The 12,854-nt window shown below is 66.9% G+C and carries 11 protein-coding genes; 8 read left to right on the forward strand and 3 right to left on the reverse strand.

All coding sequences use genetic code 11. The features are described from left to right. The 4 genes from DN824_RS08910 to DN824_RS08925 form a co-directional block, all read left to right on the forward strand. The coding region (locus tag DN824_RS08910; RefSeq protein ID WP_138408007.1) for a RidA family protein at window positions 1-272 on the forward strand (272 nt) is incomplete at its 5' end. Between the two features lie 104 nt (window positions 273-376). Next, window positions 377-925 (forward strand): cupin domain-containing protein, encoded by a 549-nt coding sequence (locus DN824_RS08915; protein WP_138408008.1) that lies wholly within the window; start codon window positions 377-379, stop codon window positions 923-925. A 220-nt stretch (window positions 926-1,145) separates the two neighbouring features. Further along, the gene (locus tag DN824_RS08920; RefSeq protein WP_138408009.1) at window positions 1,146-1,571 is read left to right on the forward strand and encodes a c-type cytochrome; all 426 of its coding nucleotides are present in this window, start codon (window positions 1,146-1,148) and stop codon (window positions 1,569-1,571) included. Between the two features lie 130 nt (window positions 1,572-1,701). After that, window positions 1,702-2,220 carry a cupin domain-containing protein gene (locus tag DN824_RS08925; protein ID WP_138408010.1) on the forward strand — a complete coding sequence of 173 codons (519 nt, stop codon included), beginning with the start codon at window positions 1,702-1,704 and terminating at the stop codon, window positions 2,218-2,220. A gap of 11 nt (window positions 2,221-2,231) precedes the next feature. Here DN824_RS08925 and DN824_RS08930 read toward each other — a convergent pair whose 3' ends face one another. Both DN824_RS08930 and DN824_RS08935 read right to left on the reverse strand, forming a co-directional pair. Beyond that, on the reverse strand, window positions 2,232-2,804 hold the full coding sequence (locus DN824_RS08930; protein ID WP_138408011.1) for a xanthine phosphoribosyltransferase: 573 nt from the start codon (window positions 2,802-2,804) through the stop codon (window positions 2,232-2,234). A gap of 112 nt (window positions 2,805-2,916) precedes the next feature. Further along, window positions 2,917-3,507, reverse strand: a complete 591-nt coding sequence (locus tag DN824_RS08935; protein WP_138408012.1) for a 3-keto-disaccharide hydrolase — start codon at window positions 3,505-3,507, stop codon at window positions 2,917-2,919. A 194-nt stretch (window positions 3,508-3,701) separates the two neighbouring features. Between DN824_RS08935 and gap the strand changes: the two genes are divergently transcribed. Next, the gene (gene gap, locus DN824_RS08940) at window positions 3,702-4,724 is read left to right on the forward strand and encodes a type I glyceraldehyde-3-phosphate dehydrogenase (protein WP_138408013.1); all 1,023 of its coding nucleotides are present in this window, start codon (window positions 3,702-3,704) and stop codon (window positions 4,722-4,724) included. 96 nt (window positions 4,725-4,820) lie between these two features. Continuing rightward, complete coding sequence (locus DN824_RS08945; protein ID WP_158295318.1) at window positions 4,821-6,758, forward strand: ATP-binding protein; 1,938 nt, start codon at window positions 4,821-4,823, stop codon at window positions 6,756-6,758. A 6-nt stretch (window positions 6,759-6,764) separates the two neighbouring features. Here DN824_RS08945 and rep read toward each other — a convergent pair whose 3' ends face one another. Then, window positions 6,765-8,774, reverse strand: a complete 2,010-nt coding sequence (gene rep, locus DN824_RS08950; protein WP_138408015.1) for a DNA helicase Rep — start codon at window positions 8,772-8,774, stop codon at window positions 6,765-6,767. A gap of 262 nt (window positions 8,775-9,036) precedes the next feature. Between rep and DN824_RS08955 the strand changes: the two genes are divergently transcribed. Both DN824_RS08955 and DN824_RS08960 read left to right on the forward strand, forming a co-directional pair. Next, window positions 9,037-10,695 (forward strand): putative bifunctional diguanylate cyclase/phosphodiesterase, encoded by a 1,659-nt coding sequence (locus DN824_RS08955; protein WP_138408016.1) that lies wholly within the window; start codon window positions 9,037-9,039, stop codon window positions 10,693-10,695. Between the two features lie 194 nt (window positions 10,696-10,889). Further along, window positions 10,890-12,854 (forward strand): methyl-accepting chemotaxis protein, encoded by a 1,965-nt coding sequence (locus tag DN824_RS08960; protein ID WP_138408017.1) that lies wholly within the window; start codon window positions 10,890-10,892, stop codon window positions 12,852-12,854.

Below are 12,854 nucleotides of genomic sequence, written 5' to 3' on the forward strand. Positions count from 1 at the left end.
CGGACGACCTGAGCGCCGGCATCGAACAGCAGACCCGCGAGACCCTGGCCGCCATCGAGGCGCTGCTCGCCGAAGCCGGCAGCGACAAGCGGCACATCCTGTCGGTGACCATCTACCTGAAGGACATCGACGCCCATTTCGCCGGCATGAACGCGGTGTGGGACCAGTGGCTGCCCGAAGGCGTCGCGCCGGCGCGGGCCACCGTCGAGGCGAAGCTGTGCGAGCCTGAAATCCTGGTCGAGCTCTCGGTGGTGGCGGCGCTGCCCGAGTGACGCCGCCCGACGGGCGAGCAAATATCCGAACTCCGTGTTGTAAATACTGAACGCCGTCGCCATGATAGCCGCCTCTTCGCCGTGCATTACAAGAGGCTCAGGCATTGGACGTCGGTGTTCGACTGCAAACCATCCGCAAGCTCAAGGGACTCTCCCAGCGTGAACTGGCCAAGCGTGCCGGCGTCACCAACAGCACCATCTCGATGATCGAAAAGAACAGCGTCAGCCCCTCGATCAGCTCGCTGAAAAAGGTGCTGAGCGGGATTCCCATGTCGCTGGTGGAGTTCTTTTCGCAGGATTTCGAACAGGACAGCGATACCCAGGTGGTCTACCGGGCCGGAGAACTCATCGACATCTCCGACGGCAACGTCAGCATGAAGCTGATCGGCAAGGCGCATCCGAGCCGCGCGATCGCCTTCCTCGACGAGACCTACCCGCCCGGAGCGGACACCGGCGAAGAGATGCTGACCCACGAGGGTGAAGAAGCCGGAATGCTGGTGCAGGGGCAGCTGGAGCTGACCGTCAACAACCAGGTCTATGTGTTGCAGAGCGGCGACAGCTACTACTTCGAAAGCAGCAAGCCCCATCGTTTTCGCAACCCGTTCGGCGAGCCGGCTCGGCTGATCAGCGCCACCACGCCGGCCAATTTCTGACGGCGCGGCAGGACTGGCGTACGCTGTAGCGCACCTGCCGCTCGGCGGCAACGCGGAATCCGAAAGCCCCCGCGACAACCTGGGTTGTTTCGGAGGGCAAACCTAACCGTTATACTGGCGCCCGCTCGCGTAACAGGCCCCTTTTTCGAACGACTGCGACCGATGGTCGTCGGGCCCGTCACCGTGGCCGCGGGCGTATCTAGCCACATGAGGATGTAAGGTGAAGCTGATTAAGAAGATCCTGGCAGCACAGGCTGCCGTGTTGGCCTTGTGGGCAATGGGCGCTCAGGCTGCGAGTGACGAAAACATTGCCAACCGCCTCAAGCCGGTCGGCTCGGTCTGCATCCAGGGCGAAGAGTGCGCCGCTGCGGGTCCGGGCGCTGCCGCCGCGGCCGGCGGCGCCGCGATGACCGGTGAAGCGGTGGTCGCCAAGTTCTGCAACGCCTGCCACGGTACCGGCCTGCTGGACGCCCCGAAGGTTGGCGACACCGCCGCCTGGCAAGCCCGCTCCGAAAAGGAAGGCGGAATGGATGGCCTGCTGGCCAAGGCGATCAGCGGTATCAACGCCATGCCGCCCAAGGGCACCTGCGCCAGCTGCTCGGATGACGAGCTGCGCGAAGCGATCGAGCACATGTCCGGTCTCTGATCGCATCGTGCCAGACGAAGCCGCCTACGGGCGGCTTCGTCGTTTCAGCTGAGCAAAACAGGCGGGACCGGGTCCAATCCCTGTAACCGGCCCGTCGCCGGGTCCGGATCATCCGATTCGCGAGGTCCCCATGCCCAGCTCCGCCCAGACTCCCGAGCAATTGCTGCTGCACAGCGATGGGCGCACGCCCAACAGTCCGCATCCCGTGCTGATCTACCGCGACCTGCCGCTGGCGGACGGCGATTACGCGTCCGCCTTCGAGGCGCTGTTCGCCACCCACCTGTGGCCTGCGCAATGGCGCGCGGATGTCTACGACTACCATCACTATCACTCCACCGCCCATGAGGTGCTCGGCGTCGCCAGCGGCCATGCGCGGTTGATGCTCGGGGGCGAGCAGGGGCAGGAAGTGGAGGTGCGCCGGGGCGACGCGCTGGTGCTGCCGGCCGGCACCGGGCATTGCCAGCTCTCGGCCAGCGAGGACTTTCTGGTGGTGGGCGGCTATCCGGTGAACCAGCCTTACGACGTGATGCGCCCGGACGCGGCCACCCATGATGACGCGGTGGCCCGCATCGCCCGGGTCGACGTGCCGATCAGCGATCCGGTGGCCGGCACCCAGGGCGCGCTGGTCGCCCTGTGGCGCCAGGCCTGACCTGACCCCGGTCAGTCGACGAAGTAGACCTTGCCGTCCTGCAGCGATTGCACGCGTGCCAGGGACTCGACGCGCAGGCCGAGGGCTTCGAGTTCCTGGCGACCGGCCTGGAAGGATTTCTCGATGACGATGCCCAGGCCGACGATGCTCGCGCCGGCCTGCTCGATGATGGTGATCAGGCCCTTGGCGGCTTTGCCGTTGGCCAGGAAGTCATCGATGATCAGCACCCGGTCGTTCGGGCTCAGGTGATGGGTGGAGATCGCGATGGTGCTTTCCACCTGCTTGGTGAACGAATACACCGAGGCGGTCAGCAGGTGATCGGTGAGGGTCAGCGACTGGTGCTTGCGGGCGAAGATCACCGGAACGCCCAGTTCCAGTCCGGCCATCACCGCCGGCGCGATGCCGGACGCCTCGATGGTGACGATCTTGGTGATGCCCTGGCCCTGGTAGCGGCGCGCGAATTCCTGGCCGATCTGCTGCATCAGGTGCGGGTCGATCTGGTGATTGAGGAACGCGTCGACCTTCAGCACCTTGTCGGACAGCACGATGCCTTCACTGCGGATTTTCTCTTTCAGCTGTTCCACGAACGCGCCTCTCAAGCGGATCTACGCACAGGCGTCGCCTACCGTCGCCTGGAAAGCCGCGCATTCTCGCTCAACGCCCGGGCAATTCAAAGCGCTGCCAGGCCGGCGGCGCTCAGTCGAAGGTGTCGATCCACAGGTTGCGAAAGCGCACCGCATCGCCGTGGTGCTGCAGGACCAGATGCCCCGATCGCTCGGCGCCGAAGCCCGGATACGGCGCGAACTTGCTGTGCCCGATGGCCTCCCGCAGCGCCGGGTCGTCGAGTCGATAGGCGAGCACCTGCCTGCCGTCGAACCAGTGCTCGACCTGCGCTGCGCGAACCACCAGGCGCGCGCTGACGAAGCGCCCGGGCTCGATCGGTGTCGCCAGGGTCGGCGCGCGCAGGGCATAGAGCGCACCGTTGCGGGTGGTGGCCTGCTGGCCGTCCGGATGCCGCGCATCGTCGAGCAGCTGGACCTCCGGGCCGCTCTGCCAGGACAGCTCGGCCGCTTCGCTGGCACGGTAGAGCACCCCGGAGTTGCCCTCCGCCGGCAGGCAGAATTCGTAACCGAAGATGAAATCGGCGAAGCGCTCGTGCGACACCAGATCGACCCTCGGTGCGGTGTCGATCGCCTGCAGTTCGCCTGCGGCAATGCGCCAGCTGTCGTCGGGGAAAACCTCGCCACGCCAGGCGCGCCAATGGCTGGCGTCCAGTGGACGGTTCATGGGCGGGCGCAGAAATGCGCGGCGGGCGACGAAGCGGGCAGGGGCATGGCGGTTTCTCCGGCGGGTCGTTGCAGGTAGGACTGGCGCTACCGGTGTGGGTTCGCCGCGGCCTGCGGTCGCAGTTCCGCCGGGCGGAGCCTTGCCGCCGGCTCAGTGACCTAAGCTGTGAGGGCATTCACCAAGAGGAGAGCGTCATGCTCCGTATCGCACTCAATGGCTATGGCCGTATCGGTCGGGCCGTCCTTCGGGCCTTGTTCGAACGCGGACTGGGCGACCAGATCCAGATCCTGGCGATCAACGACCTCAGCGAAAACGAGACGCTGGCCCACCTGACCCGTTTCGATTCCACCTTCGGCCGTTTCGGCGAAAAGATCACCGTCGAGGGCGACCAGATGCACGTCGGTGGCCAGTCGATCCGCCTGCTGAGCGAACGCGAACTGGGCAACCTGCCCTGGAAGGCGCTGGACGTGGACCTGGTGATGGAATGCACCGGCCGCTTCAAGAAGCGCCCCGACATCGACCAGCACCTGCAGGCCGGCGCCCGGCGGGTGTTCGCCTCGCATCCGCTCGACGGCGCCGACCTGACCGTCGTCTATGGCGTCAACCATGAACAGCTGGGCGACCAGCAGGTCATCTCGAATGCCTCCTGCACCACCAACTGCCTGGCGCCGCTGGCCAAGGTGCTGCACGAGGCGGTCGGCATCCGGCGCGGGCTGATGAACACCGTGCATTCCTACACCAACGACCAGAACCTGCTGGACAAGACCCACAAGGACCTTTATCGCGCCCGGGCCGCCGCGCTCTCGATGATCCCCAGCACCACCGGGGCGGCCAAGGCCATCGGTCTGGTCCTGCCGGAACTCGCCGGCCGGCTGGACGGGCTCGCCGTGCGGGTGCCGACGCCCACGGTGTCGCTGCTCGACCTGACCTTCACCGCCGAGCGTGGCCCGGGCAACGCCGATGCGATCAACCAGGTGCTGCGCGAAGGCGCGCGGCGCATGCCGGACGGGGTGATGGAGTGCAACGCGGTGCCGCTGGTGTCCAGCGACTTCGTCGGCTACCCGGTGTCCTGCATCGCGGACCTCAACCAGACCCGTGTCCAGGGCGATCTGGTCAAGGTCCTGGCCTGGTACGACAACGAGTGGGCGTTCGCCCATCGCATGCTCGACGTGGCGCTGGCCTGGCAAGGGCAAGGCACCCGGCCGAGCCAGGTCTGACGGGGCCGGCGCGGCAGATTGCCCTGTGTGCCGCGCCGGGTCTTCCCTATACTGCCGAACCGCTGCCATCCGGCGGCAGCCTTTCAGGTCCAGCCCTTGCGCCGAGACACGCCCCCCTTCGTCTACCGTCTGCTCGGCGCACTGCCGAGCCGGCGGCTCTCGCTGCCCTCGCGGTACCTGATCGCGATCCTGGCGGTGCTGGTCAGCGCCTATGCGCGGCAGGCCCTGCCGGTCATGGGCCTGCCGTACCTGTTCTTCATTCCGGTGCTGATGGTCATCAGCTTCGTCCTGGGGCTGGGCCCGGGGCTGGTTTCGACGGTGCTCAGCGCGCTCCTGGCCGCCTACCTGTTCGTCGGTGAGCCGAATTCCTTCCGGCTCAGCGGCCAGGAGTGGGTGGCCAATGCGCTCTACCTCGTCGTCAACGCCAGCATCGTCACCGTCTGCGCCGCGCTGCACCACAGCTACACCAGGCTGCGGCAGTTCGCCGCGACGCTCGAGCGGCGGGCGGAGTTGCGCACCCGCGAGCGCGACCAGGTCTGGCAGGCGGCACCGGACATGCTCTGCACCGTCAGGCTCGACGGCCGTTTCGCCAGCCTCAATCCGGCCTGGAGCGGCGTGCTGGGCTGGGACCGCGAACAGCTGGCCGGGCGGCACTATTCGACGCTGGTGCATCCGGACGACCTGGAGCGCACCCAGCGGGCGATGGGCGCGCTGGCCGAAGGCGAGGTCCTGTTCGATTTCGAGAACCGCCTGCGTCATCGCGATGGCAGCTACCGCTGGCTGTCCTGGAGTTCGGTGGCGCGCGACGGGCTGGTGTACGCCAACGTCCGGGACATCAGCGCGCTCAAGGCCCAGGCCCGGGCGCTGGAAGAGGCCGAGACGCTGTTGCGGCAAAGCCAGAAGATGGAGGCGGTGGGGCAGCTGACCGGTGGCCTGGCGCATGACTTCAACAACCTGCTGACCGGCGTGTCCGGCAGCCTCGACCTGATGCAGGCGCGGTTGCAGCAGGGGCGCTACGACGAGATGGAGCGCTACCTGCTGCTGGCGCAGGGGGCCACCCAGCGTGCCGCGGCGCTCACGCACCGGCTGCTGGCCTTTTCCCGTCGGCAGACCCTCGACCCGCGTCCGTTGCAGGTGAACCTGCTGATCGTCGACATGGTGGAACTGATCTCGCGCAGCGTCGGCCCCGGCATCGAGTTGCGCACGCAGCTGGACGATGGCCTGTGGATCACCCTTTGCGACGCCAACCAGCTGGAAAACGCGCTGCTCAACCTGTGCCTCAACGCCCGCGACGCGATGCCCGAGGGCGGGCAGCTGACGATCGAGACCGGCAACGTCTCGATCGCCGACGCCCTGGCGGCTTCCCTCGAACTCACGCCGGGCGATTACGCGCGGATACGGGTCAGCGACACCGGCGTCGGCATGACGGCCGAGGTTGCCGGCCGCGCCTTCGACCCCTTCTTCACCACCAAGCCAATGGGCCTGGGCACCGGCCTCGGTCTCTCGATGATCTACGGATTCGCTCGCCAGTCCGGCGGCCAGGTCCGGCTCGATTCGACGCCCGGCGAAGGCACGGTGGTGAGCCTGTACCTGCCGCGCAGCGGCGATGCCCTGGAGCCTGCGGGCGAGCAGGGCACGCAGTCGACGCCCTCCGGCGCCCTGCGGGGCGAGACGGTGCTGGTGGTGGACGACGAATCGACGATTCGCGAGCTGATCGCCGAGGTGCTGGGTGAGCTCGGCTACACCGCGCTGGAGGCGGCCAACGGTGCCGCGGGCCTGGAACTGCTGCGCTCGTCGGCGCGCATCGACATGCTGATTTCCGATGTCGGCCTGCCCGGCGGCATGAACGGCCGGCAGTTGGCGGACGCCGCGCGTGCCCAGCGTCCGGACCTGCCGGTGCTGTTCATCACCGGCTATGCCGAACACTCGGTGCTCGGCTATGGCGGGCTGGAGCCGGGCATGCACGTGCTGACCAAACCGTTCTCCATGGACGTGCTGGCCACGCGCATCGAGGCAATCCTCGGCGGCCGTTGAGGCGCCCTATTTCTTGAGCATCGCCCGCATCGCGGCCAGGGCGTCGTTGCCTCGGGCGGCCTTGACCTCGGCCGGCGCGTCTTCCTGGCCTTCCCACTCCAGGTCGTCGGGCGGCAGCTCGTCGAGGAAGCGGCTGGGCATGCATTCGACGATCTCGCCGTACTGCTTGCGCTTGGCGGCGAAGGTCATCGCCAGGTTCTGCCGCGCCCGGGTGATGCCCACGTAGGCCAGGCGGCGTTCTTCCTCGATGGTGTCGGCCTCGATGCTGGAGCGGTGCGGGAGGATTTCCTCCTCCATGCCGAGGATGAACACGTAGGGGAATTCCAGCCCCTTGGAGGCGTGCAGGGTCATCATCTGCACGCCTTCGGCGCCTTCTTCCTCTTCCTGCTGGCGTTCGAGCATGTCGCGCAGCACCAGCTTGGCGATGGCTTCCTCGATGGTCATGCCGCCTTCCTCGTCGCGCTCGAGGGTGTTCTTCAGCGCATCGATGAGGAACCAGACGTTGCTCATGCGAAAGTCGGCGGCCTTGTCGCTGGAGGTCTGCGAGCGCACCCAGGTCTCGTAGTCGATGTCCATGACCATGCTGCGCAGCGCCGCGATGGGGTCGCTCTGCGCGCACTGCTGGCGCAGGTTGTCCATGTAGCGCTTGAAGCGCTGCAGGCGCTCGGTGAAGCGCGAGTCCAGGTGTTCGCCAAGGCCGATCTCGTCGCAGGCGGCGAACATCGAGATCTTGCGCTCGGTGGCGTAGTTGCCGAGCTTCTCCAGGGTGGTGGAGCCGATCTCCCGGCGCGGCACGTTGATGACCCGCAGGAAGGCGTTGTCGTCGTCCGGGTTCACCAGCAGCCGGAAGTAGGACATCAGGTCCTTGACCTCCTGGCGCCCGAAGAAGCTGGTGCCGCCGGACAGGCGATAAGGGATCTGGTGGTGCTGCAGCTTCAGCTCGATCAGCTTGGCCTGGTAGTTGCCGCGATAGAGGATGGCGAAGTCGCTGTAGGGCCGCTGGGTCTTCAGGTGCAGGGTGAGGATCTCCACCGCCACCCGCTCGGCTTCGGCGTCCTCGTTGCGGCAGCGGATCACCCGGATCGGGTCGCCGTGGCCCATCTCGCTCCACAGCTGCTTTTCGAACACGTGGGGGTTGTTGGCGATCAGCACGTTGGCGCAGCGCAGGATGCGGCTGGTGGAGCGGTAGTTCTGCTCGAGCATGACCACCTTGAGCGACGGGAAATCCTCCTTGAGCTGCATGAGGTTTTCAGGCCGCGCACCGCGCCAGGCATAGATGGACTGGTCGTCGTCGCCCACCACGGTGAACTGCGCGCGCTCCTGCACCAGCATCTTCACCAGCAGGTACTGGCTGGCGTTGGTGTCCTGGTATTCGTCGACCAGCATGTAGCGCACGCGGTTGCGCCATTTCTCCAGGATGTCCGGGTGGTTCTGGAACAGCTTCACCGGCTGCAGGATGAGGTCGTCGAAATCCACCGCGTTGTAGGCGCGCAGGGTGCGCTGGTAGTGGGTGTAGACGATTGCCGCGGTCTGTTCCTTGGGGCCGCGCGCATTGGCCAGCGCCTCTTCCGGGAGGATCAGGTCGTTCTTCCAGGCGCCGATCAGGTTCTTGATCTCGTCGACGCCATCGTCGCCGGCATACTCCTTCTGCATGATGTCGGTGAGCAGCGCCTTGATGTCGCCCTCGTCGAAGATCGAGAAGCCGGGCTTGTAGCCGAGCCGGGCGAACTCCTTGCGGATGATGTTCAGCCCCAGGTTGTGGAAGGTCGACACCGTCAGGCCGCGGCCTTCGCCACCGCGCAGCAGGCTGCTCACGCGTTCCTTCATTTCCCGCGCGGCCTTGTTGGTGAAGGTCACGGCGACGATGTATTGCGCGCGGATGCCGCACTGCTGGATCAGGTAGGCGATCTTGCGGGTGATCACGCTGGTTTTGCCGGAGCCGGCGCCGGCCAGTACCAGCATCGGGCCGCCGACGTAGTGGACGGCCTCTTGTTGCCGGGGATTGAGTCGCGACATGGCGTGGAAAAAGCGTCAGTTGCAGCGGGGGCGCGAGTTTAACAGGAGCGGGTCGCCGGGGCAGGGCCCGCTCGTGCACGCTCAGGTTGCCGGTCATCGGTTTGGCGACTTGGATTATCACGGAAATGGATTACGCTTAGCCCCCGCGGTAAACACTGATCAAGATTGGCATCGTTTTTTGCATAGGGGATGTGCAATGGATGCGCCGCACGGCGCAAAAGGCGAGTGAACGCCTCCATGATTCTTGGAAAAAGGAGATTGCGTGTCCGCGCCCGCCCCCTCCCTGCGTCTGGTGATCCTGGCTGAACAGCCCGAGTGGATTGCGCGCCTGCGCAACTGCCTGCATGCCGCCGGGAACACGCTGCCGCTGATCGTCGCCCCCGACTGGGAGACCGCCAGCCTGCGCCTGGATCCGGCCGGACACTACCTGTTGTTCGCCACGCCCGCGTGCCGGCCGGCCGCCACGGGGGGCTGGCCTCTGGTGCTGCTGCTCGACCAGGAACCGTCGACACCGCCCGAAGGCGCGGCGGACTGGCTGGTCCGCAGCCAGCTGAGCCCCGACGTGCTCAGTCGCTGCCTGCGCTACGCCCTCGAACGGATTCGCCTGCAGGCGACGGTGCAGCGCCTGGCCGAGCACGACCCCCTTACCGGCATCGCCAACCGCCAGGGTTTCCAGGCTCTGCTCAGCGCCCACCTGGCCAGCGACGGGGGCGAGGGGCTGGCCCTGGGGCATCTGGACATTGACAATTTTCGTCACGTCAATGACTCCCTCGGTCACCAGGCCGGCGATCGGCTGATCCTCCAGGTGGTGGCGCGCCTGCGCTCGCAGCTGGCCGAGGGGGATGTCGTCGCCCGCCTTGGCGGTGACGAATTCGCCCTGTTGCTCGACACCCGGCGCCAGTCCGAACGCGACGAGGACGTCGCCGACCGTATCGTCGAGGCGCTGGCCGAGCCGTACTGGCTCGATGGCGAGAGCATCATGCTCGGCTGCAGCCTGGGTATCGCCGACGCCGATGGTGCCGACGATACCGATTCGCTGATGGTCCAGGCGCACATCGCCATGCAGCAGGCCAAGATCCGCCAGGGATGCACCTGGTATCGCTACGACCCGTTGATCAACCGGGGCGCGCGCAGCCTCGCGGATCTGGAAAGCGAACTGCGCAGGGCGCTGCGCCGCGACGAACTGGAGCTGCATTACCAGCCGCGCCTGTCCATCGAAGACAACCGTATCGTCGGGCTCGAGGCGCTGGTGCGCTGGCAGCATCCCGAGCGCGGCCTGCTGCTGCCCAACGAATTCATCCCGATGGCCGAGGAGAGCGGCCTGATCGTGCCCCTCGGCTATTGGGTGATGTCCCGCGCACTGCGCGACATGCAGCATCTGCAAGGCGGTGGTCACGATGCGCTGCACATGGCGGTCAATCTGTCCTTTCGCCAGTTCCAGGACAGCCAGCTGCTGCCGACCCTCAGCCGCCTGATCGACGAGCGCGGCGTGGACCCCGGCTGGCTCGAGTTCGAGCTGACCGAAACCGCGGTGATGCGCCGCAGCGAACAGGTGCGCCAGACCATGCAGGCCCTGCGCAACCTGGGCGTGCGCTTCTCGCTGGACGACTTCGGCACCGGCTTCTCGTCGTTCGTGCACCTGAACAACCTGCCGATCAGCCTGCTGAAGATCGACAAGAGCTTCGTCGGCGGCATGGAGGGGCGCACCCACAACCGCAAGCTGGTGCAGGCGATGATCAACCTGGCCCACGAACTGGAACTGGAAATCGTCGCCGAAGGTGTTGAAACCGGCGCGCAGATGGGCGCCCTGCGCAGCTTCGGCGCCAGTCAGGTCCAGGGCTACCTGGTCAGCAAGCCGCTGCCCTTCAACGAGTTGCAGGGGTTCCTCGGCAAGGGACGGCGGGTGGGGCAATCGGGCTGACGACGGCGTCGGACTGCTCGTTTTGTGATGAATGTCTCATTGGGCAAATGTTTCACGCTGTGTCCGGCTTCAGCGATGGCGCGCCAGGCCGATGGCCATGATGTGAACCAGGTCACTGAGACGCGCCACCCGCCTTCATAAGAACGGTGCTCCAGTCCTGCCCCCTTGCGTGCCGTTCAAGCTGGAGGCGCTCCATGCATTCCCCCCGTTCCCGCATCGCCTGGCAATTAGCCGTGGCGCTGGCGGTCATTCTCATGCTGGTCATCAGTGCCAGCACGCTGTTCGCCCTGCATTCGCTGGACAGCGCCAACCTGCAGACCCGCGAGCAGCATCTGCAGAGCGAAGCGCGCCTGCTGGCCGACCAGCTGGAGACCTTCCATGGCAGCCTGCGCGACAGCACCCAGCGCCTGGCCGGCCTGTTCGAGCAACGCTTCGGTCGCGGCTTGTCGGTCAATGCCGGAGAACGGATCGCCGCCGGCTCGCTGCAGGCGCCTGCGCTGTACCTGGAAGGCGAACGGCTGAACAACAACTTCAGCCAGGTCGACGAATTCCGCACCATGACCGGCGGCGTGGCGACGGTGTTCGTGCGCGATGGCGACGAGTTCGTCCGCATCACCACCTCGGTGCTCAAGCAGGATGGCAGCCGCGCCATCGGCACGGTGCTCGACCATGCCCATCCGGCCTACGCGCGGCTCGTGGCGGGCAACAACTATGTGGGCCGCGCGCTGCTGTTCGAGCGCAACTACATGACCCAGTACACGCCGGTCAAAGACGGCAGTGGCCGGGTGATCGCCGTGCTGTTCGTCGGCTTCGACTACACCGATGCGCAGAAGGCGCAGTTTGCCAATCTGGAACAATTCCGCATCGGCAAGACCGGTTCGCTGGCGGTGCTCGACGAACGTTCTGCCTGGCTGGTCGCGCCGTCGGGCCTGCGGGGCGAGGCGGATGTCGCAGCGCTGAGCGCGAACCCGGGGCGCGGCGCCTTCTGGCGCGACGCCGAGCAGGAATACTTCAGCGTGGCGGTCCCCTTCGCCGGGGGGCCCTGGCTGGTGCTGGCCTCCCTGCCGAAAGCCGAGATCAGCGAGGTGACCTGGCAGGTCGGCGTCCGGCTGGTGGTCGGCAGTCTGGTGGCGCTGTCGGTCGCCGTGCTGCTCGTGGTCTGGCTGCTGCGTCGGCGCCTGCGGCCGCTGGCGGCACTGGTGACCCAGGCGCGGGCGTTGGGCGCCGGCGACCTGCAGGCCCGCATGGCGGTGGACAGCGACGATGAGATCGGCGAGCTGGCTGCGAGCTTCAACCAGATGGGCGAGGCGCTGTCGACCATGGTGTCGCGTATTCGCCAGGCGGCGCAGCAGGTCAGCAGCGGGGCGCAGAACCTGTCCGGCCTTTCCTCGGGCGCCTACGAAGGCGTCGAGCAGCAATCCGGGGAGATCACCAGCATGGCCGGCGCCGTCGAGGAGTTCAGTGCCACCTCGTCCAACATCGCCGACAACATGCGCGAAACCGAGCGGATGGCCAATGGCAGCGCCCAGCAGACGCGCATCGGCGAGGCGGCGATGGCCGAGGCGTCCGCCGCGATCGAACAGGTGGCCGGCTCGCTGACCGGAACGGCGGCCGTGGTCAACACGCTGGGCCAGCGGTCCCAGGAAATCGGCGGCATCGTCGCGGTCATCACCGCGATCGCCGACCAGACCAACCTGCTGGCGCTCAACGCGGCCATCGAGGCGGCGCGCGCCGGCGAGCAGGGACGCGGGTTCGCCGTGGTGGCCGACGAGGTGCGCAGCCTCGCCTCGCGCACCCGCCAGGCCACCACCGAAATCTCCGCCATGATCGGCAGCATCCAGGGCGAGACCAGCAGCGCCATCCAGGCCATCGACAAGGGCAACCTGCTGATGCGCGATGGCCTGGAGCGCAACGCCAAGGTGGTGGCCGCGCTGGCCGAGATCGCCGCCCAGACGCGCCAGGCCGGCGAGCAGTTCGCCGTGATCACCACCGCGGCCGAAGAGCAGAGCAGCACCGCCACGGTGCTCAGCCGCAACCTGCAGAGCATCGCCCAGGCCAACGGCGAGCAGCGTCAGGTGGTCGCTGACCTGGCGCAGACCGCGCGCCAGCTCGAAGGCCTGGCCAAGGAGCTGTGGAACGAGGTCGACCGCTTCCGCTGA

The sequence above is a fragment of the Stutzerimonas nosocomialis genome, assembly GCF_005876855.1.
GTDB lineage: Bacteria > Pseudomonadota > Gammaproteobacteria > Pseudomonadales > Pseudomonadaceae > Stutzerimonas > Stutzerimonas nosocomialis.